We start from the raw sequence: 20,896 nt of genomic DNA, 5'->3' as shown, positions 1-20,896 counted from the left end.
CTCTTGAGCGTCTACCCAAGAGGCCAAGTTACTCAGGTGTTACACGTCGTGAACATAGAAACGGCTGTTACCGTTTGCGGCATCAAGCAGTTTGTTGAAGGTGTCTTTTGAGCCTGCAAGTTGCAGTTTGAACTCATCCCACTCTGGGCGCTGATGGCCAGCTTTTTCGACCCATTGGCGCATTTCATCAGAGTTTGGCGCATAGAATTCAACACCTGCGTCACCCAGTTCAGCCATTGCATATGCGCGGGCTGCGGGCACTTTCGCCAGGTTCTGAATAGAGGTCACTTCACTCGCGAATTCGATGCCTTCTTGAATGTCTTTCGGCAAGCTGTTGAACCATTCAAGGTTACAAGAGAACACTTGTGAGTCTGGCACTGCACGGTTGAACGTTACTGATGAAAGCACGTCTTTAAAGCCGAACACATTCAATGCTTCTACCGATGGGTCGAGTGCATCTGCAACGCCTTGTTTGATGGCAGACGGTGTTTCACCCCATGCCACTGGCGTTGGGTTTGCACCAAGTAGACGGTACATTTGCTGAAGAATTTTCGAACCCGGTACGCGGAATTTCACGCCCTCAAGTTGATCAGGCGTTTTGATTGGACCATCAAGGCCTTTACGTACGGCAACAACACGAGGGTCAATCACAACATACCAAAGTGGTTTGAAACCTTTAGCGGCAACGCGCGGGTGAATTTCTTCTTTCCATGCTTTTGAGGTGACGAGGTTGATGAATTTTTGGTTTTCACCACACCAGTAAGGAATGTTGATCAAGTCAACGGCTGGCGCAAAAGGAGCAAAGTTTGAAAGAGAGTGCTGCGCTGCCTGAATGGTGCCGGCTTGAACTTTCTGAGCCAGTGCGCCACCTGCACCAAGTTGACCACCGGGTGCGAGCTTCACATAAACCTGACCACGGGTCATGTTTTGGATGTTCTCTTTGAAATCAAGTTGCATGATAGGGTAACTACGGGAGGCACCGATGATATACGCCGTGGCGATGGTCATGGTGTATTTCGCTCTTTTCTGTCGTTCTCTCTCTTCATTTACTGCAGCTTGCGCATGTGTCGAGGTCAACAGGGCTCCTGAAGCGCCTGCGACAACAGCGGCCGTGAAACCAGCTTTTTTAGCGATTTCTAGAAAACGGCGACGCTCTGCATTCTGTGGGGAGTCATCCTTATGGTGAACAGACATAAATGTACTTCCTTCCTGCGTTTTGTTTACCCAATCAACGTCGAATACGTCGGCGAACGTTGGGTGCTCTTATTCTGCCGAATGCCCGCTTGCGTCCTTTTCTGCAAGTAGCATTGCGACAACGAAAGTTAATGCAGTCAGTATGAGTAAAATAAACTCACCAACGTCATTAACACGAATAATGGACGTTTCCCCCGAAACAAGTTGGATCTTGGTGTAGACGACATTAAGCAGATACAGAGAAAAAAACGCGGCAGGTACTATGTACCTTTTCTTAACATTTAATTTATTGCTCATAACTGAAGCCTCACCAGTATTTAGACGGTGTGAAGACACCTTTGTTTTTATCTCGCTTTCACGTTGTGAATGAGTTGTTAAATGAAAGCGCTTACATTTCTAACCTTAGAGGAGGGAGTTTAGGGCTGTCAAGTTTTTGGCGCTGTATTTTTTACAGCGAGCTATAATAGAATTAACGGCAGGTTAACTGCCCAGAAAAGAGTCAAATAAAATCAATACCATGACTAAAGAACCCACAGGAAAACGTAAGCGCTTACAAAAAAAGCTGACAGACGCACCCACTGCGGAAGATGTAGCACAAGCTGCAGGGGTGTCTACGGCCACTGTTTCGCGGTATCTTTCCAACCCAAACTCGGTGAGCGAGAAACGTGGAAAATTGATTCGTTCTGCCATTGAATCAATGGGTTATATCCCTCACGGTGCTGCTCAAGCGCTTGCTTCTCAACGCTCAAAAACCATTGGTGTGATAGTCCCAACACTGGATAACGCGATCTTTGCCGAAGGTATCCAAGCCTTCCAACGTCGCTTACAAGAAAAGGGGTACACCTTGTTCATCGCGAGCTCGGATTATTCGTTGGATGAAGAGCTTGCAGAAGTTGAAAGATTGGTCAGTCGAGGGGTAGAAGGGATCATGTTGGTTGGGGCCGAACACCATCCTCATGTGTTTGATATTCTAAAGAAAAAACAACTTCCTTATTTGTACACATGGTCGTTCGATCCGTCTTTGCCACACCCTTGTATTGGCTTTGATAACTACCGAGCTTCCGCCCGTTTAACCCAATATTTGTTGGAATTAGGCCACGAGAATTTCGCCTTAATTCCGGGGATAACCCGTACCAATGACCGTACCCGCGATAGACTGGCTGGTTGTGTTGATACCTTGGAAAAAAACGGGATATATGTCCCAGATTCTCACATCATTGAGTGCCGATATGATTTGGCTGAAAGCCGACAAGCGTTGAAAAAATTGATGGAGTTAACACCTTTGCCGACCGTGATTGTCTGCGGTAATGATGTTTTAGCCTATGGTGCGTTGCTAGAGAGCCAAGTTCACGGCATAAAAATTCCTCAACAATTGTCGATTGTCGGGTTTGATGACTTGGCAATGTCGTCACATATCCAGCCGTCACTCACCACAATGCAGGTGCCTTCAAAAGAAATGGGCACCAAAGCGGCGGACTATTTAGTGTCTAAACTTGATGGAGACGCGGTGACAGACACCATCGAGTTGGAAGCGAAATTGGTGGTGAGAGAAACCACAGCAACACCCCAACAGCGCTGATATTTGGATTAACCCTTATCCCCCCCCTCCCCAAAAAAAGAAAGCAGGGCGCTCATCGCCCTGCTTTTTCGTTTCTATTCACCTCAATGCTTGAGGTTAGTTGATGGGCGTTTACCACGTCCAGCTTGATTCTGTGTTCGGAATGCGTTTCTGAACGGGGCTGGTGCCGTCATAGAACCACACTTCTGCGAGCACATAGTATTGTGAATCTGACGAGACATAATCTAAGGTGACTTCACCGTCTTCAACCGGCGCTGAGGTAATGCGGCTGTTGTAGTCAGCGGTAAACGTACCGTCATCATTTTCCGCAAATGCCCCATAAATCGAGATATAAGCGGGTGAGACCGAATAGCCGCGAATATCCACATCGAACTGTTGTTCAAGCACAGGGTTGTAAGAGAAGTCATCCGACACCACCGTCTCGCTCATCGAAGTCGCAGAGCTGGTGATGGTTTCTGGAATATCAGCTACACCACCCGAAGTATCGACCAACATGCTTGGCGCGCTGCTGGTGCTCGCCGAACCGTTGCCTGTATCAGATGCCGTCACACTGGCTACGTCGCCACCGTCTCCGCCACACGCAGTGAGCAGGGTAATCATAGCGATAATCGTCATATGCTTATTCATGGTGCTCACTCCTCAGAAGAATAGGTTTTGTCAGCCGTGGCTTTCTCTAAGAGATACCAAAGTTGGTTGTTGTCACCGCTGGATTCTGCATAGCCTGCGAATTCCGAATAGGCATCAACCAAGTCGACATGCTCACGGGGCCAGCTCCATGCATCGTTGATTAACAATGCCCAAGGGTGGTTATCACTTGTTTTGAAGTAACGATCTGCACCAGGGTTACTGTCATCTGACCACCATCCATACCAATAGGTATCAAATTGCTCGGTAGGGGCTTGGTCAGCCAAGTGTATTTCTAGGCCACGACCAGGGTTATACCAAAGTCCATCGCGCACATAGGCGCCGGGTGTGGCGAACATGAAGGGGTCATAGGGCATGGTGACGAGGCTGCTGGTGTCGACGCCTTCGTTGAAGTACACATCAATTTCAAATTCAAAGGAGATGGCTTCTTGGCAGTGTTGCGCCGTGCGGTAGTACATACAGCCTGCAGGCAGTTTCTGTTTTAAGTCATCCGATACGATGAAAATGGCTTCGTTAGAAATGGATTCTAGGCCGTTGGTTTCTTGCAGTACCATGTTGTGGCTTTGTGTGGTTGCGGCGTTGATGTCGTTTCGGTTTAAGCCCGGTAGACGGAAGGCAAAACCATTGTGGTAGCCCGCCCCGTAGGCTGCGAGGTAGCCTTTGATGAGAATACGCGTGATTTCATCATCTTCGTTTAGGGTTTCGGTGATACGGAAGCGAATAACCGCATCATTCATGTCGTAGTCACCTTCTTTCGGCCAGTTATCTTCAAAGGCCACAGTGGCATAGCCACTTTCGCTTGGATAATGGCGAAGTGAGGAGCCGTCTTCCATGATGGTGACAGGGTGGTCTTCCACTTCACCGGTGGTTGCACCGCCAAAGAAGTCGAGACCACCATCCTCTGAAAAGCGGAATCGTGACCAAGATGACCCTATTTCAGCATCGGCAGGCACAGCAACACTTAACGTGTTCGCACCTGATGAAAGCAGGTTATTGTCGATGATATTTTCACCACTGTCTTCAAAATCGCCATCACCATTCCAGTCTATCCATGCGGAGAGATAACCGGATTGCGATGCATTTACAGATATCAGTGATGTTTTTCCTGCCTCCAATGCCGTAACAAACCCTACACCGTCTTCATCGCTAAGGCCTGCTTTGTTGTCATCTAATGGCGAAACAAAACCATCGCCTTCGCTGTCTGGTGCGATTGTACCAAGGTAGAAACCGGTATTGATTTCATGTCGAGGACCGTTTGATGCCAGCAAGGTTTTGTAACTGTCTGGTGCATCGCCAAAATCAATCGTGGAATCTTCATCAATCACTGGTGCATTTGCGCAGCGCGCTCCATCGTTTTGATTAGAGGCTGGACCGGTCGCGAAGAACTCTATGCCAATGTCACCTAGTGCGATGTCGTCAGTATCTGACAGGTTAGCGCGAAAAATGCTGCCATCGGAATTTCGGGAAAGGTAAAGGTTGCCATTCACATCAAAATAGATCGCCCCAAAACCACCTGCGGGGACACCAATCTGTGGGATCATACTGGTGACCAGGTTGGTGTCACCTGTGGTTAGGTCGACTTGGTAGAGGTCATAGTCATTGTTATCGACAAGGTACATCTTATTATCAATGGGGCTTATTGCGACGTCAGACGCCCGTATGACTCCCATGTTTGAAGTCATAGCCTCCGCCGTCAATGTGGTGGAAGGGTCTGTGGCGAGCGGCGACAGGTCGATCTTAAACAATCCCAATTCACGTCGGTGGAGGTAATAGATGTTGTCTTGAACGTCACCACTGATGAAATTTATACCTTCCGGTAACCCAGAAACAGCCACCTGTTCACCCGTGTAATTCTTGCCAATACGAACAACATTTGCATTGTCGTGATCGAAGCCATAAATGTAGCGGTCAGGATCGTTAAAGCCCACTGCGTTGATGTGCGAGTTTAATCCTGTGGTTGCGGCCAATTCTGAATAACCGCCTGTGGCAAGGTTTATGCCAAACACTTTACTTGGCGAGCTTTGAAACAAGAATCCCTTGCTAGGGCAAGTGTCAAATGGCTCATCGGCGATAACCGCCGTAGGGAAAAGCATGGCGAGTGACAGAAGCTTCAAATAGGTGCGCATAAGTGTTTCCCTTAATGAGGACTTAACTGTTGGATTACAATAACTGTGCCACTATTTATCTCATTACTATTCATGAGGATATGATTTTTACCTTGTTGGGTGCAGGGCGACATTTCTTAATATGAAAGTCGTAATGAAGGAAGAAAGGCGTTTTTCTCAATATGAGAAATAGTGAGTGATGATCATTTTGCGCAAAAAAGCAGGCCGGAGCCTGCTTTCATGGGGTGAGTCTATGTAGGGCTTGTATGGTGTGCTAGTTACCACACCCAGCTTGATTCAGTATTTGGAATGCGTTTCTGGACGGGGCTTGTGCCGTCATAGAACCACACTTCTGCAAGCACATAGTATTGTGAGTCCGATGAGACATAATCCAGCGTTGCTTCACCGTCTTCAACGGGCGCAGAGGTTATGCGACTGTTATAGTCGGCGGTGAATGTGCCATCATCATTTTCCGCAAATGCCCCATAAATCGAGATATAAGCGGGTGAGACCGAATAGCCGCGAATATCCACATCGAACTGTTGTTCAAGCACAGGGTTGTAAGAGAAGTCATCCGACACCACCGTCTCGCTCATCGAAGTCGCAGAGCTGGTGATGGTTTCTGGAATATCAGCCACACCACCCGAAGTATCGACCAACATGCTTGGTGCGCTGCTGGTGCTCGCCGAACCGTTGCCTGTATCAGATGCCGTCACACTGGCTACGTCGCCACCGTCTCCGCCACACGCTGTGAGCAGGGTAATCATAGCGATAATCGTCATATGCTTATTCATGGTGCTCACTCCTCAGAAGAATAGGTTTTGTCAGCCGTGGCTTTCTCTAAGAGATACCAAAGTTGGTTGTTGTCACCGCTGGATTCTGCATAGCCTGCGAATTCCGAGTAGGCATCAACCAAGTCGACATGCTCACGGGGCCAGCTCCACGCATCGTTGATTAACAATGCCCAAGGGTGGTTATCACTTGTTTTGAAGTAACGATCTGCACCAGGGTTACTGTCATCTGACCACCATCCATACCAGTAGGTATCAAATTGCTCGGTAGGGGCTTGGTCAGCCAAGTGTATTTCTAGGCCACGACCAGGGTTATACCAAAGTCCATCGCGCACATAGGCGCCAGGTGTGGCGAACATGAACGGGTCATAGGGCATGGCGACAAGGCTGCTGGTGTCGACGCCTTCGTTGAAGTAGACATCAATTTCAAACTCAAATGAGATGGCTTCTTGGCAGTGTTGCGCCGTGCGGTAGTACATGCAGCCTGCAGGCAGTTTCTGTTTTAAGTCATCCGATACGATGAAAATGGCGTCGTTAGAAATGGACTCTAGGCCATTGGTTTCTTGAAGTACCATATTGTGGCTTTGTGTGGTTGCGGCGTTGATGTCGTCTCGATTTAAGCCCGGAAGACGGAACGCAAAACCATTGTGATAGCCCGCACCATAGGCTGCGAGGTAGCCTTTGATGAGAATACGTGTGATTTCATCGTCTTCGTTTAAGGTTTCGGTGATGCGGAAGCGAATAACCACGTCATTCATGTCGTAGTCACCTTCTTTCGGCCAGTTATCTTCAAAGGCCACAGTGGCATAGCCACTTTCGCTTGGATAATGGCGAAGTGAGGAGCCGTCTTCCATGATGGTGACAGGATGGTCTTCCACTTCACCGGTGGTTGCACCGCCATCGAAGCTTAACCCGCCATCCTCTGAAAAGCGGAAACGAGACCAGCTTGAACCTGCGGTTGCACCGGAAGGAACGGAGACGGAAACAGTGTTTGTGCCTGCAGACAACAGGCTGTTGTTCACGATTCTTTCGTTGCTGTCTTCAAAATCGCCATCGCCGTTCCAGTCAATCCATGCAGAAAGACGACCAGCCTGAGATGCTTGAACAGAAATGAGCGCTGTTTTGCCAATTTCTAATGCGGTAACAAACCCCACACCGTCTTCATCGGCAAGGCCCGCCTTGTTGTCGTCCAGTGGCGATACAAAACCATCGCCCTCGCTGTCTGGCGCCACTGACCCTAGGTAGAAACCTGTGTTGATTTCATGGCGTGGGCCGTTTGAATCAAGGAGGGTTTTGTAGCTGTCTGGCGCGTCACCGAAATCTATCGTTGAATCTTCATCGATGACGGGAGCATCTTCACAACGCGCGCCGTCGTTTTGGTTTGAATTCGGGCCGTATGCAAAGTGCTCCGCTTCGACATTTTGGCTATTGATATTGTCGGTATCAGAAAGGTCGATACGGAATATGTCTCCGTTACTATTGCGGGATATGTAGTAGTAACCGTTTACATCGAAGTAACCGGCACCAAATGTGCCTGTTTTTCCCGTATTACCAATTACGGTTGCCGTACCTGTGTCGGTATCTATTTCGAACAACTTGCCGTTGGTATTTTTCACTGCATAAAGTTTGTTGTTGCCTGGATGAAATGCAAAATCAGTAATACCTAATGGGGCATCTGTCGAAATGGTTTCTGCCTCTAATGTGGCATCTGGATCGGTGTCTAACGGTGTTAAATCGATTTTATAGAAACCGGTGCCTGGGCCATAAAGGTAGTAGTAACGGTCGTATACATCACCCACGTAGAAGCTGAAGTTCGGAAGACCCGTCACCTCAATCACATCTGCATTAAAGTCTTTGTCTAGACGAACCACTTTCTTACGGCTTTTCTCAAAGCCATAAATGTATTTGTGCTCGAAGCCTTCGCCGTCACCCGTACCATTATCAAAGCCGACAGCATTAATGCCTTCGTTCGTTAAACCAACGTCGTTGGTGATGAGCGTTGTCAAACCTGTAGCTAGGTTAACGCTGTGCACCTGCACCGGTTTCGATTGAAACAAGTAGGCTTTACTTGGACATGTGTCGAACGGTGTCGAGAACGCAAGAGGCGACAACGTTGTGAGTAGAGCCGCTGTTAAAAGGCGAGACATAGACATTTCCTAGAGTGTGAGCCTAAGATGTCTCCTTCAAGGAATGTGCCATTTTTAATTGATTGAAATAGTTGTGATTATTCTGGGGATGCTTGTTTTGAGAACAGTGAATTAGTCAGAATGACAATCAAAAAAACAGAAGGGAAAGGGTTTTTATCAAAATGAGAAATTTAGAGGGGGGTGTACGATAAAGGGCGTACCAGCAGCAAGAAAGCCACCGCGAATCGATGGCTTTTCACTGCTGGTGGAGAGTAATCAGAAAGGCTTGAGTGCGTAGCCTGTTACTTCTGTTACACCAATTTCTTTGCCCAATGCAGTCGTAGGGTGAACAACCATCAAGCCACGGACGGATTTTTTCAATTTACCCATGTCTGCTTGTTCTGCTTTTGTCAGCGCGCGATTGAACTTCAATGCGACGATCTGTTGCGCCTTTGAACTCAGTTGCTTCTTTTGCTGCTCTTTGAGCGCGGAGATCTTTGTATTCAGCTGATTGATCTCATTCGTTAAACGCGCAATGTCTTCGTGATTTTTTGTCGCGTTAGCAATCTCTAGCTGGCGGCGACAAGCATCTAGTTGCTCGTTGTCTTCTTGCAGTGTGTTTTTCAAATTCATGGTCTTGCCTTTTATAAGCCAGCCTTTACAGGTGCCTTTTAACGCAAAGGCCTGTTTGAGGGCGGGGATCTGTCTTTCTTTTGATGGGGGGAGTATATCAGTAAGTGTTTCGTTTTTATTTATAAATGTGATCTAAACCACCTTCAATTGCCTTCATCTTCTCCACCTAGGCCGCCTCAAGGTGCTTGTTCAGCAAGTCCTGCTATTCCACGCTATATTAAAAATTGTGTTTCACATTTGATACACCCTTTGGGTGCGTTGAATTAAAAGGGTAAACATGAAAATTATTTTTGCAGACGACATGGCGGATATGCGCGATAGCATCATCAAATCGCTCGCAGCGGTTGAAGACCAATTCGGGCCATTTGAAATTCTTGGTCAAGCGAAAGATGGACAAGAACTCATTGCGTTAGTGGAACGATACCCAGACGTTGACCTTGTTTTAACGGACCTGAGAATGCCAAACATGGATGGTTTGTCCGCGTTGGTGTATCTGAAAGCGAATGTGAAAGTAAAAAATATCTTTGTGATATCCAGTGAAAGCATCGTCTCCATCAGTCAGGCAGAGAAACGCAAAATCGAGGCTGACATTGAAGAGAAGATGGGGTTGTTGGATAAGATCGCACATCGCGTGATTGATAACGAAGTGGTGGAAGGAAAAATCAATTCCATTTTGACAGGGTGTGAAAAGCTAAGACTTGATCCCATCAAAGTGGCGGAATATTACGGCGCATCCGGTTACATGAGAAAGCCGATATCCAGTCGAAAAGTCGCCAGCATATTTGAGGGAATGTCGAACTCTCAAGGCTTTGTCAATATTGGGCTCGTCTGAGGGCGCGCTCAACATGACATAATGCGCCTGTTATTTTAATCCGTGAGATCCATGATTGTGTAGGCGTGCATTGAACTTCTGATTTGAGGTGCAATCAATGAGTAAGGTATTGGAGCAGCAAGCCTCGCGGATACCGCACTATGCTAGCCATGCTGCATCAGATCCCAACGCGTTAAAACGCGTCGCCCAGAAAAATCTCATTTTTTCATTGGCGGACGAGCAATACGGCATTCCTCTCTCTTCGGTAAAAGAAGTGATTGGCTTGGTGAAAGTCACGCCCATTCCCCATGTGCCGCCTTTCTTTAAGGGGTTGATTAATCTTCGTGGTCGCATCATTTCAGTCATTGATTTGAGGCTGAAGTTGGGCCTAGAAGAAACAGAATATGAAGCCAAAAGAACCTCTATTGTTATCAGCGATGTGAACGCATTGACCATAGGTAGCATTGTTGATGATGTGAATGAAGTGATTGGTTTTGATGAAGAGCAAATCGAACGGGAATTGGAGATATCACATAGCATAAAGCGCGATTACATTACCGGTGTCGCGAAAGCCAAAGATAACTTGGTGTTGCTGCTGGATATCAACAAAGTGCTCGACCCTGATGACTTAGACATCATTGGTCATCATGTTGCAATAGCCCCTCAACAAGACAGTAGAGAGGGATAAACCATGTTTGAGAACCTCTCACTTCGCGCAAAAATCACACTAGGAAACACGGTAAGCCTCGTTTTTTTGGTCACGTTAGGTGTGCTGAGTGTTCGTAGCATTCAACACCTCAATGAAACCGACGATTGGGTCGACCACACCCACCGCGTTATTCATAACGCACTGAATATAGAGAAAGCCGCCGTTGATATGGAAACAGGCATGCGCGGTTATTTGCTTGCGGGTAACGAATCCTTTCTCGCGCCTTATAATGATGGAAAAGTACGCTTTGATAGCTTAATCAAGGCGTTAAAAGTATCCGTCAGTGATAACCCACCTCAAGTGGCGTTATTGGAGCAGGCAGAAACAACGATTGGCGATTGGCAGCGCTCGGTAACAGAAAATGCCATTGCGCTCCGGCGCGATATTGGCAATGCACAGACCATGAACGATTTGGCTGTGGAAGTGGGTGAGGACAAAGGCAGGGTCTACCTAGATCGCATACGGTCATTACTGGGTGCTTTTAGCACCGAAGAGGACGCCGAACTTGTTCGAAAAGAAGCCGCCCTTGAGAATTCGCAAGACGGTGACGGCACCACTGAAGTGTTCTTCGCTCTGCAACAGACCTACAAGATACGTGAACAAATTACCGCAATAGAAAAGACCGTGTTAGACATGGAAACCGGGATGCAAGGCTACTTGCTGACGGGGAAAGAAGCTTATCTCATTCCTTACACAGACGGTCGGAATCACATTGATTTTCTGCTCAATGATCTGAAAGCAAAAGTGAGCAGCAGCCCGGCGCAGTTACAAAGGCTAAGTGAAATTGGAACGGCAGTGTCCGCGTGGCGCGTGCAAGTGTCAGATAAAAATATCGAATTACGTCGACGCATTGCTGGATCGAAAACGATGGACGATATTTCGAACTTGGTCGCGCAGGAACGAGGGAAGATGTTCTTTGACGCATTCAGGGATCAAATGCGCGCGTTCGTTGAACATGAAGAAGCGCTTTTGATAGAGCGTCAGGCCGCACTTGATACGGCGATCGCGTCGAAGAAAAATACACTGATCTTGGTGGTGTTGGCGGCTGTCCTGATTTCTATTCCCATCGCCTTTTGGTTAAGTCGCTCCATTATGGGTCCTTTCCAACTTATTTTTGGTGGTCTGAAATCTTTCAGCTCGAAGGAGTTGTCTGAGTTGAGTGTGGCGTTCAGCAGTGTCGTGAAACGGATGGCAGAGAGTGCAGGGCGAGTGGCGACGGTGGCAAACAACATCGATAACGTGTCACAGAACTTGTCTCAAATATCTAATCGCCAAGCAAGTTCCGTTGAAGAAACCTCGGCGAGCACAGAAGAAATCTCCGGCATGGTGCGTATCAACGTGCAATACGCCGAAGAATCCAAAGACTTGTCAAAAGAAGTGGGTGAGAAAATGACGGGCTTGGATGACGCTATGCAGAAGATTTCTGAGTCTAACCATAAAATTACCGAATTGGTGAAGATCATCGGAGAAATTGGCGCTAAAACTACCATCATTGATGAAATCGTCTTTCAAACGAAATTGCTCTCCTTTAATGCATCAGTAGAAGCGGAACGCGCTGGTGAACATGGACGTGGGTTTGCCGTCGTGGCTCAGGAAGTCGGCAATCTCGCTCAAATGAGTGGCAAAGCAGCCACGGATATTTCTGCCATTGTGAAAAAGAGTATTTGCGAAGCGGAAAGCATTGCGAAAGAGAACACCTGCCGTGTTGAGAAAGGTTCGATCATTGTTGAAGAAACCAAAAAACAATCGAATTTAGTGCTTGAGGGAGCCTCTAAAATATTTGATGCCTCTAACGAGCAAGCGCGAGGCATTCAAGAAATCAGCAATGCGGTTGAATCAATCAATAAAGCGACACAACATGCGGCGTCCATTGCAGACCAGGCGTCGAGTTCCAGCTCTGAACTGAACAGGCAAGCTGAAGATCTCAACCGCATGGTGCTCAACCTGAATAGCTTTCTTCAGGGGCATGACACCCCATCAACCGATGAACCTGAGAACACGGTGAGTGATGACCTTCGAGAGCACTATGAAGTGCAATCTTTGGCAAGCATTCGCAGTGAAATAGATAACGCGAGTCATTTGGCTCCTGACGTGCCGAAAGAAAAAGAAGGCAACGATAATCAGGCCGCTTGGAATCGGCTTTAACGTGTTGCTATGGGGGCGCGTATGATGCATTCCGACAGTCATGATCACACGACGCCTTCTTTTGTCGAGCCGCTTTCTGCCGGCAACATGGAAGAGATGACCCAACAGGAATTCGAGTATTTCTCGGCGTTGATCTCACAGCATGTTGGTATAAAGCTGGAAAACGAAAAACGTAGTATGTTGGAAATGCGTTTATATAAGCGCTTGAGCGCGCTTCAGTTGCGTTCATTCCGCCAATACATGCAGGTGTTACAGCAAGACAATGGCAGCGAACTGGGTGCCTTTACCAATGTTGTCACAACAAACAAAACCTCTTTTTTTCGCGAACAACGCCACTTCAATGTGCTGAAACATGACATTCTCACTCAGCCGCGAACCGAAAAAACCTTCATTTGGTCAGCAGCATGTTCCAGTGGGGAAGAAGCCTTCTCTTTAGCGATGCAATGCGAAGCCATAAAAAGTGAACACCCTCATTTTGACTATCGCATTCTGGCAACCGACGTTGATACTCAGCGTCTTGAAATGTGTGCCCGAGCGGAATACGCCGATGAGCTAAGAGAAGATATTCCAACGCTGTTTCAATATCAGTTTATTGAACGTGAAAAACGCAATGGGAACACGTTTACGCTGGCGGAACAGCTGAAGCGTAATATCAAGTTTAGGCAGCATAATCTCATCCACTATCCGGAAAAATTCGGCATTCAGTTTCACTATATTTTCCTACGAAATGTGTTGTTCTATTTCCCTCCTAGCACGGGCGAAAAAGTGGTTCGTGCGTTAGTAAGCCAATTGCAACCGGGTGGCCTTTTCTTTGTTGGGCTAACGGAATCATTGCAGCACATGGATGTTGGCTTGGAGTTGGTTGATGTCTCTGTCTATCGGAAGCCCAAATCAGGGAGAGCCGTTGATGAATGATGTGCAGGTTCGATCGGGGGAATTCCACTTCGTGTTTCGTGAATCTATCTGGCTGCATGCTGTGGTGGGGACGTGTGTGACCGTGTGCATTTGGGATCAAGAGAAACAGAGCGGGGGAATGTGTCACTACCGTCTGCCCCTTATGCCAGAGGCTATCGCCTTGGGTGAGCATGCCGATGATTATGGTTCCTGTGCGATCCCTAATTTGCTAAAAAAATTCAAACATACCTCTTCAACCCCCGAAAACCTGAGAGCTTGGGTGATTGGTGGCGGCCAAGTCCATGATGGCGAATACATGCAATCTCAACAAATCGGCGATCGCAATGTGCTGGTGGCATTGGCGACGCTCGCGCACTTTGGCATCCCCATTGTTGGACTCTCCGTCGGGGGCAACTCAGGTAGGCAGATTCGATTCAATCCAAAAATTGGCGATGTTGATTTTCGGTTTGTTGATGACGCTCCCCATGAGGCTGAAAACCGGCGTTCGGTGCAAGAATATTCGCCTTGTTGGGTGTATGTCGTTTCTGCTCGTCAGGTGTTTACTACCACGATCGAAAAGGCATTCGGCAACGATCCCAGTATTCATATTCATGTGTTGCCAGACTTGGAGAGTGTCGGGCGTTATTTTTTCCATCAAGCACCACACGCACTGATCGTTGACGCTCAATACCTCTCTTCTGCCATGTTTCTTTCAGCGTCGTCTCTTTCAGAACCATCACTTCCTGCATCGTTAGCGCCAACCTCACTCGCGTTAGCCGTTGAACAACATCCGTTACCGACGGTGGTGGTGGCGGACAGCGTAACGCCACTGCTCGATGGACAATATCGTGCCTTGGCTCAAACGGTGGGACATCGAATTCTTGTGTCGACGTACCAGCACCTTTCTAAGGTGGTCGCCTCTGCGATTGGCCTTAACACGTTGTCTGCACCACTTTCTCGGCATGCTCAGGATTCAAACACTGACATGCCGACCCGCTCTGCAGTTCAGTTCAGTGGCGAAAAAGTTCACGTAAACACGTCTAAAGAGAACAAGTGCAAAGAGGGCAAGCATGAAGGAGTACTTGGTGGGAAGGACGCGCTTGATGGTGTTGTGCTCGTGGGTTCATCTACGGGCGGTGTCGATGCACTCGATGTGCTGCTAACGCAATTTCCAAGCAATATGCCGCCCATTTGCATTGCACAACATATTCCCGAAGAGTATTCCCTAGCGTTGGTGCAACGGTTGAACGCCAAAAGTCGGTTGACCGTCAAAGAAGCCGTGGATGGGGAGATATTAGAACGATCTCATGTGTATTTTGCGCCCGGTAACCATCACATTAAGCTGGTTCAGTTGACTGATGACAAAGTGGTTGTACGTACCACGCAAGATCTGCCCATCAATAGTTTTCGACCTTCCGTGGACTACCTGTTCAATTCCGCCGCCAAAATTCAGGGATGGCATATTGTCGCTGCCTTGCTAACGGGGATGGGGAGTGACGGCGCAAAAGGGCTTCAACGCTTAAAAGAACAGGGCGCATTTACCTTGGTACAAGATGAAAAAAGCTGCGTGGTGTTCGGCATGGGGCGTGTTGCGAACGAGTTAGGCGCTGTCTGCAAAACGGTGCCTATTCAAGACATGGCACAGGCCATCCTTGATGCGTACCTGACACCTATTCCCGAATTGTCTCGCAGTCGTAAGGATATAGTCAGTAAGGAGCTGCGTTAATGCCTCAATCTGATTTGCATACCCTTATGAGTGAGGTGGCTAACGATTTGTCGGGCGTGGAAAATTTGCTATCGCTCCCCATTGCTCTCAGCCATCTCAAGCAAGACTTTTCAGGCCTCAGCCACAAACTGTCATACGTTGCTAAGGATGATCCGCGCTTTAGCGAACTTGATTTTCTGATTCAACAAACGGTGTCGTTACTGGATTTCTTGGGCGTTGAATCAAAAGACGCGGATGAAAATGTGCTGGCGTTGTTGGATGGCATCATTGAAGTGGCACGCGCTGAAACTGCGCTATTTGCTGGCGGGGACGACGGCGAGGCAGGCATTGCCGAACGCCGTGAGAACATGACGAACGAGTTAAATGCGCTAGCCATTTATGCATTAGATGCACTGGGCATTGACGTAACGTTAATGGAAGACGCCCCCGTTTTTGATGATGACGTATCGAGTGAGCTTGATTACCTTAGCTCGTTGATTCAGGGCAATGGGGAAAGTAGAGACTCACGCACTCACACGCAAATGCTGACCCAAAAACGCGTGAAAGAAACCAAAGACGCAGAGGCGCAGACAAAATTTGAGCCAACGACCCGCGTTAAATCGCACCTGCTTGAACATCTCATGAGTTATTCCGAAGAATTAGTGCAGATCAGAAATACCCTGGCTGACTTTGCAGAGAAGCAAGAGAGCCTCGCACTGACAGAACTCTCGAACAAATTAAAGACCGTGTCTGATGGCATGCTCAATGATCTACTGAAAACGCAGATGCGGCCCATTGGCAATCTGCTGAGTAAATACCGTCGTATCGTTCGGGATCTTTCAAAAGAGCTTGATAAGAAAGTCGATGTAGAAATCATTGGCGAAAACATTGAACTCGACAGCAATGTTATTGATGCCATTAATGAACCGCTGACACATCTTGTTAGAAACGCATTAGACCATGGCTTCGAAACCCAAGAAGCGCGCGCAGTTTCTGGCAAATCCATGGTGGGAAGGCTCCTGATCCATGCCTACAACGAAGCCGGGAAAGTTGTTATTAATATTTGTGATGATGGGAAAGGCATCGACAGAAAAAAAGTATTGAGCAAGGCTGTGTCGAATGGATTAGTCATGCTTGAAAATCGGCATCAACTCACGGATAAAGAAATATTGGAGCTGATCTTCCATCCTGGTTTATCGACGTCAGAAAACGTGAGTGCGCTCTCTGGTCGAGGCGTAGGAATGGACGCGGTGAAACGTAAAGTGGAAGACATCAAGGGCACCATTGATATTCACTCCGAGAAAGGTGTCGGCACTGAAATCTCATTGATTTTCCCACTCACCATGGCGACGTTGAAAGTGGCCTTGTTTGATATTGGGGATGTGACGTATGCGATTCCCTCATCGGATATCGCCAACATTGTTGCCATTAGCAACCAAGAAGACAATTCAAGCGTCAGGTTCGATAGCGGGCATGCACTTCTTTTTCAAAACAACAACGTGATCCCCTTGGTTGAGCCTCATGAATATCTGGGTGAACTGGCAGAACAGTACGCTTTTCGTCAAACCTATCAACAAGGTACGCGACACAGCGTGATCGTGTTTACGCATCGTGGGCAGCAATGGGGGCTGCCTGTCGATCATGTTCGCGCATTCTTGGATATCGTGATTAAGCCGCTAGATCGTTCAATGAACGGGAAAGATGTGTTTGCTGGCGCAGCAGTGCTAGGTAATGGGGATTTGGCTTTGGTGATCAACCTGAAGAAAGTCATTCAGTTTGCGCAGGCCTATCACTAACAGTGTTTGGTCTCGTGGTCTTTCTTTATAGTATGAATAACATCATCAGGAACAGGTGGTTAGGATGAAACTCTTAGGCAGTTTTTTGTTGGATTTCGATATCATTTCGCCGAAAGATTTGGCAGATGTGATGGTCGAGCAAATTCGTCAAACTCCGAACAGTTTGGATATCCTCTATGAAAAAGCCTTGATCACGCCGGAACAATTTTTGTCCATCGTGTCGCTGCAAAACGACGAGCATCTCGATCTGTGTTCAGCGTGTATTCGATTAGACATTTGGCGTAACGACTTCTTCGACGTCATTAACGAAGAGGTGGGAAAGCGCAGATCAACATTGGGACGTTTGCTGGTTGAAAAAGGCTTGATAGAGCCACACGTGTTGCTACCAATACTCAAGCAATATCACGTCTATCGTGCAGAAAACAACAATGATTTTGCGCTATTTTCCGAGAACACGCTGTTAGACCTCAATGAAAGTGAAGCAGAAGAAACTGCGCCAAACGTGCATTTCGACCCTGACTTCTCCCTCATACAGTCCAATGATTTCTCCGACTATATTGACCTTTTCTCTGAAGAGAAAGAGATCGAGCTTGAGCTAGTGATTTTGGCTATCGAAGCGCTAGGCAGTGATAAGAACGAAGCTGATCCCGAAGAATTGTTGAATCAGTTTTTCACTGATTACCATTCCCTAAAAGGCACGGCGAGAACGGCGGGTGCATTGCTGACAGAAAACTTGATTCATGAATCCGAAGATTTGCTCACCTTTTTTAAACGCTTCCTCCACAAGATCAACAACGCAGATTTTGCTGCGCTTGCCGCGATCAACTTGAAGGTGTTGGATGTGCTCAGCAATTTGAGAAACGAGATGATTTCATCAGGCGCAGAAGAACACTACTGGGCACACGCTGAATCGAGAGAGAAATACCTCAAAACACTGGGTGACATTAAGCGCTTCAACGAGGACATGGAAAACCGTGGCTTTGAAGTGAACCTTGAAGACGTGCAGGAACTATTTTAACGCATCGTTGGTCCTCTCTCTCCATTCCGCCAACGCTCAGTCGACCGATTGATGATTGAGAGCCGTTTACGACAATGAAGTAAAGCGTTTCAGCACGTTCCTCACTATGCTGACAAAGACAGTTAAGGAACAAACAAAAATCCATACTGTTGAACAGCATCCCGAGAACAGGCTGTGATTTCACTGTATGATGATACAAAGCTCGCTTTTCTTTCATTACAGGTATGTTCATGGGAGACGTTTTACAACAACTTCAATTCTCGTTGTCTATTACAGGCCCCATTTGCTTGATGCTGGTGCTTGGGGTGGTGTTTAAGCGCATTGGCTTAATTAACGACAACTTCATCGATGTCGGTTCAAAACTCGTCTTTCAAGTCACCCTACCAACCATGTTGTTCTTGAGTATTGTTGTCTCCGAACATGACTTTTCTGCTGCAAGCGGGTTTGTGAATTTTGGCGGCATCGCCAGTATCCTATTTTTTATCTTCGCGTACATCTCCGTTAAATTACTCTTCAAAGACTCACCCAACCAAGGCGTGATTATTCAAGGGAGTTACCGCGCTAACACGGGCATCATTGGTATCGCTTTTGTCGCCAATGCCTACGGTTCGCAAGGGGTCGCGTTAGCGGCCTTATACGTCGCAGTAACAACGTTCATTTATAACGTCCAAGCGGTTATCTGCCTTTCCCCAAAAGGGGCTGCATCTGGCGCGCAAACGGCGAAACTGATGTTTCGAACCCTGACCAAAAACCCTCTCATTATTTCGATTCTTTCGGGCATGGTGTTTTACATGCTGTCGATTCCGGTACCAAATGTGGTGGTTGATGCGGGCAATTACTTGGCGAAAATGACGCTTCCTCTTGCGCTCTTATGTACGGGAGCATCCCTAAATTTTAGTTTGATGAAGAAAGAGAAAGGACCTTCGTGGTTTGCCGGCAGCTATAAACTCATCGTCGCGCCGCTGCTTATCACTATGGGTGCTTATTTGGTTGGGTTTAGAGGTATAGAATTAGGTATCTTGTTCTTCATGAATGCCTCTCCTGTTGCCGCTGCCAGTTATGTCATGGTTCGCTCAATGGGCGGGAATGCCGTGCTTGCTGCCAACATCATTGCCTTCACCACCGTGCTTTCCGCAGTGACATGCACGGTTGGCATTATCATTCTCAAAGCATATGGATTGATCTAGCGCGAGTAAAAGGTACTTTTCCCCATTACGTTCTTAACGTTCCTCTGGTTATACATACAGGCTTTACTTTGATGGTGCATAATACCGACGCACACCGTTTTGGGGTATTTCTACAAGCATCTCGAAAATTCACTATAAAAATGCATTAGAATTAGTACGTTAGTTATATATGATTTTGACGTATTGTTATTATTGGACAAAATGGGGTGTTTAATCACCCCATTTTGGGGTTGAATACACTGTTATGGCTAAGAGGAAATATGAAGAAGTCTATTGTCCCTGAGAAATTCAAACACTACTACGACGATTGGCACTTTTCACCAGTAATTGAAGCAGATGGAACGGTTTATCTATCCGGCGTTACTGCTGCTAGAAAAGATAAACCAATCAGCATTGATCCCCAAGAGCAGTTCCACGATGCGTTTTATAAACTTGGTGTATATCTCGATGCCGCAGGGCTAACTTACGATGACATTCTTGAAATGACCACATTCCACATTGACTTAAAGGCGCACATTGAGGTGTTTTCAAAAGTTAAAGATGAGTATGTGAAAGCTCCATATCCAGCGTGGTCTGCTATAGGAGTATCTGATTTCATTCCAGAAAATGCCTTGGTGGAAATGCGTGTTGTGGCAAAAAGATAATTTCGCCCGCCATAACAAGAGCATGAACGGGACGTTTACTCGTGGCGCATTTTTCAAAAGTGGTGATTTAGCCGTTTCAATCGGTTTGGGCTAGTAAACGCCCGTTATGCTGACGTTATAAAATTGGAGGAAGCATCCAAAGAATCCTTAACTTAATTTTGGTAACACCGTTGAAGATTGTGATGGCAGTTAGCGGTGTCTTTTCCGCAATTTTTATGCCGTTAGTCATATTCCAATCAGCTTTGAGTGGAAATCTCCCAATAGTATATGCATCTATTGTTTTTGGCAGTTATGGGTACCTGATAGTAACTTCTTATATTGCAATATTTTACATGCGGAAAAATGTGCTTAATTACGATGAGTATATAGAAGTAAGAGAAATTTCAAACTCTTCCTCTAATGTCTTAATTGGACTGTTGGATGCGGTAGACAAGGCATTTGTTATGTCTTTTGAAAAATATCACTCTCCTGAAGTACCAAGTAAACTCTTAGTTCTAATTTCTAAAATACATAAAGCCACTTTGTATAATCTTCTACTTCAAGGGGGTGTATGTGTCGTTTTAGCGATACTGCATGAAATGAGGTGAAACTTTATAACAAATAAGAATAAGTGTCGCGCAGCCGACACTTTATTCGGGTGTTGAACAAGCCCGACGCCTCTTTATTGAGTAAATTGCTCGGATGAGCAGAAGATGGATCTATGCCCGTCACTTTTGTTAGGACGAGCACAGCCAAGAAGTGAGCTGATAGCCACTCACTTCAAGATGTTACGTTAACGATGTGTTTTTTTGTCGGTCAGTCCTCCTGTGTTTACATGAATGCCATTCTCCTTATTCTGTTCGCCTTTCGGCTACCTCGGTCGCGAGACGCCCACGCAGACCATCAAGTGCTCACCACAGTGTGGACAACGTCTT

Annotated in this window: 17 protein-coding genes; 10 read left to right on the top strand and 7 right to left on the bottom strand. The window is 46.9% G+C overall.

Going from position 1 to position 20,896, the window contains the following annotated elements:
- Positions 1-39 precede the first annotated feature (39 nt).
- Positions 40-1,194 (bottom strand): TRAP transporter substrate-binding protein, encoded by a 1,155-nt coding sequence (locus BM082_RS02425; protein WP_017016433.1) that lies wholly within the window; start codon positions 1,192-1,194, stop codon positions 40-42.
- A 69-nt stretch (positions 1,195-1,263) separates the two neighbouring features.
- Entirely contained in the window at positions 1,264-1,491 is a 228-nt protein-coding gene (locus BM082_RS02420; RefSeq protein ID WP_017016432.1) for a hypothetical protein, read from the bottom strand.
- Between the two features lie 220 nt (positions 1,492-1,711).
- On the opposite strand from BM082_RS02420, the gene BM082_RS02415 reads away from it, so the two are divergent.
- On the top strand, positions 1,712-2,773 hold the full coding sequence (locus BM082_RS02415; RefSeq protein ID WP_074925155.1) for a LacI family DNA-binding transcriptional regulator: 1,062 nt from the start codon (positions 1,712-1,714) through the stop codon (positions 2,771-2,773).
- Positions 2,774-2,884: 111 nt separating this feature from the next.
- Here the strand turns inward: BM082_RS02415 and BM082_RS02410 are convergent, their stop codons facing one another.
- The 5 genes from BM082_RS02410 to BM082_RS02390 all read right to left on the bottom strand — a co-directional run bounded on the left by BM082_RS02410 (position 2,885) and on the right by BM082_RS02390 (position 9,073).
- Positions 2,885-3,400, bottom strand: coding sequence for a hypothetical protein (locus tag BM082_RS02410; RefSeq protein ID WP_074925153.1), 516 nt, complete (start codon positions 3,398-3,400; stop codon positions 2,885-2,887).
- Positions 3,401-3,405: 5 nt separating this feature from the next.
- On the bottom strand, positions 3,406-5,544 hold the full coding sequence (locus tag BM082_RS02405) for an LruC domain-containing protein (RefSeq protein WP_074925151.1): 2,139 nt from the start codon (positions 5,542-5,544) through the stop codon (positions 3,406-3,408).
- A gap of 257 nt (positions 5,545-5,801) precedes the next feature.
- Complete coding sequence (locus BM082_RS02400; protein ID WP_074925149.1) at positions 5,802-6,317, bottom strand: hypothetical protein; 516 nt, start codon at positions 6,315-6,317, stop codon at positions 5,802-5,804.
- Between the two features lie 5 nt (positions 6,318-6,322).
- On the bottom strand, positions 6,323-8,461 hold the full coding sequence (locus BM082_RS02395; protein ID WP_017016429.1) for an LruC domain-containing protein: 2,139 nt from the start codon (positions 8,459-8,461) through the stop codon (positions 6,323-6,325).
- A 255-nt stretch (positions 8,462-8,716) separates the two neighbouring features.
- Positions 8,717-9,073 carry a YibL family ribosome-associated protein gene (locus BM082_RS02390; RefSeq protein ID WP_074925147.1) on the bottom strand — a complete coding sequence of 119 codons (357 nt, stop codon included), beginning with the start codon at positions 9,071-9,073 and terminating at the stop codon, positions 8,717-8,719.
- A 277-nt stretch (positions 9,074-9,350) separates the two neighbouring features.
- On the opposite strand from BM082_RS02390, the gene BM082_RS02385 reads away from it, so the two are divergent.
- The 9 genes from BM082_RS02385 (at position 9,351) to BM082_RS02345 (ending at position 19,982) form a co-directional block, all read left to right on the top strand.
- Positions 9,351-9,905, top strand: a complete 555-nt coding sequence (locus BM082_RS02385; RefSeq protein WP_074925145.1) for a response regulator transcription factor — start codon at positions 9,351-9,353, stop codon at positions 9,903-9,905.
- A gap of 97 nt (positions 9,906-10,002) precedes the next feature.
- The gene (locus tag BM082_RS02380) at positions 10,003-10,572 is read left to right on the top strand and encodes a chemotaxis protein CheW (protein ID WP_017007917.1); all 570 of its coding nucleotides are present in this window, start codon (positions 10,003-10,005) and stop codon (positions 10,570-10,572) included.
- Positions 10,573-10,575: 3 nt separating this feature from the next.
- Positions 10,576-12,738, top strand: coding sequence for a CHASE3 domain-containing protein (locus BM082_RS02375; RefSeq protein ID WP_074925143.1), 2,163 nt, complete (start codon positions 10,576-10,578; stop codon positions 12,736-12,738).
- Positions 12,739-12,747: 9 nt separating this feature from the next.
- Positions 12,748-13,653, top strand: a complete 906-nt coding sequence (locus BM082_RS02370) for a CheR family methyltransferase (RefSeq protein ID WP_371738388.1) — start codon at positions 12,748-12,750, stop codon at positions 13,651-13,653.
- Entirely contained in the window at positions 13,646-15,358 is a 1,713-nt protein-coding gene (locus BM082_RS02365; protein ID WP_017014734.1) for a chemotaxis protein CheB, read from the top strand. Before BM082_RS02370 ends, BM082_RS02365 begins: the two co-directional genes overlap by 8 nt.
- Positions 15,358-17,133: a chemotaxis protein CheA gene (locus BM082_RS02360; RefSeq protein ID WP_074925141.1), complete on the top strand. Its 1,776-nt coding sequence runs from the start codon at positions 15,358-15,360 to the stop codon at positions 17,131-17,133. The genes BM082_RS02365 and BM082_RS02360 overlap by 1 nt, the downstream gene beginning before the upstream one ends.
- 64 nt (positions 17,134-17,197) lie before the next feature.
- On the top strand, positions 17,198-18,151 hold the full coding sequence (locus BM082_RS02355; RefSeq protein ID WP_074925139.1) for an Hpt domain-containing protein: 954 nt from the start codon (positions 17,198-17,200) through the stop codon (positions 18,149-18,151).
- Positions 18,152-18,381: 230 nt separating this feature from the next.
- A complete protein-coding gene (locus BM082_RS02350; RefSeq protein ID WP_017014731.1) occupies positions 18,382-19,338 on the top strand; it encodes an AEC family transporter in 957 nt (318 codons plus the stop codon).
- 260 nt (positions 19,339-19,598) lie between these two features.
- The gene (locus tag BM082_RS02345; RefSeq protein WP_074925137.1) at positions 19,599-19,982 is read left to right on the top strand and encodes a RidA family protein; all 384 of its coding nucleotides are present in this window, start codon (positions 19,599-19,601) and stop codon (positions 19,980-19,982) included.
- Positions 19,983-20,896 lie beyond the last annotated feature (914 nt).

The sequence above is a fragment of the Enterovibrio norvegicus DSM 15893 genome, from assembly GCF_900115495.1.
Classification (GTDB): domain Bacteria; phylum Pseudomonadota; class Gammaproteobacteria; order Enterobacterales; family Vibrionaceae; genus Enterovibrio; species Enterovibrio norvegicus.
The sequence above is the reverse complement of the archived record's forward strand: the minus strand, read 5'-3'. Positions and strand labels throughout refer to the sequence as shown.

Coding starts and splice junctions, on each gene's coding strand:
- BM082_RS02425 (WP_017016433.1), bottom strand. CDS start 1,194: ATGTCTGTTCACCATAAGGATGACTCCCCACAGAATGCAGAGCGTCGC.
- BM082_RS02420 (WP_017016432.1), bottom strand. CDS start 1,491: ATGAGCAATAAATTAAATGTTAAGAAAAGGTACATAGTACCTGCCGCG.
- BM082_RS02415 (WP_074925155.1), top strand. CDS start 1,712: ATGACTAAAGAACCCACAGGAAAACGTAAGCGCTTACAAAAAAAGCTG.
- BM082_RS02410 (WP_074925153.1), bottom strand. CDS start 3,400: ATGAATAAGCATATGACGATTATCGCTATGATTACCCTGCTCACTGCG.
- BM082_RS02405 (WP_074925151.1), bottom strand. CDS start 5,544: ATGCGCACCTATTTGAAGCTTCTGTCACTCGCCATGCTTTTCCCTACG.
- BM082_RS02400 (WP_074925149.1), bottom strand. CDS start 6,317: ATGAATAAGCATATGACGATTATCGCTATGATTACCCTGCTCACAGCG.
- BM082_RS02395 (WP_017016429.1), bottom strand. CDS start 8,461: ATGTCTCGCCTTTTAACAGCGGCTCTACTCACAACGTTGTCGCCTCTT.
- BM082_RS02390 (WP_074925147.1), bottom strand. CDS start 9,073: ATGAATTTGAAAAACACACTGCAAGAAGACAACGAGCAACTAGATGCT.
- BM082_RS02385 (WP_074925145.1), top strand. CDS start 9,351: ATGAAAATTATTTTTGCAGACGACATGGCGGATATGCGCGATAGCATC.
- BM082_RS02380 (WP_017007917.1), top strand. CDS start 10,003: ATGAGTAAGGTATTGGAGCAGCAAGCCTCGCGGATACCGCACTATGCT.
- BM082_RS02375 (WP_074925143.1), top strand. CDS start 10,576: ATGTTTGAGAACCTCTCACTTCGCGCAAAAATCACACTAGGAAACACG.
- BM082_RS02370 (WP_371738388.1), top strand. CDS start 12,748: ATGGGGGCGCGTATGATGCATTCCGACAGTCATGATCACACGACGCCT.
- BM082_RS02365 (WP_017014734.1), top strand. CDS start 13,646: ATGAATGATGTGCAGGTTCGATCGGGGGAATTCCACTTCGTGTTTCGT.
- BM082_RS02360 (WP_074925141.1), top strand. CDS start 15,358: ATGCCTCAATCTGATTTGCATACCCTTATGAGTGAGGTGGCTAACGAT.
- BM082_RS02355 (WP_074925139.1), top strand. CDS start 17,198: ATGAAACTCTTAGGCAGTTTTTTGTTGGATTTCGATATCATTTCGCCG.
- BM082_RS02350 (WP_017014731.1), top strand. CDS start 18,382: ATGGGAGACGTTTTACAACAACTTCAATTCTCGTTGTCTATTACAGGC.
- BM082_RS02345 (WP_074925137.1), top strand. CDS start 19,599: ATGAAGAAGTCTATTGTCCCTGAGAAATTCAAACACTACTACGACGAT.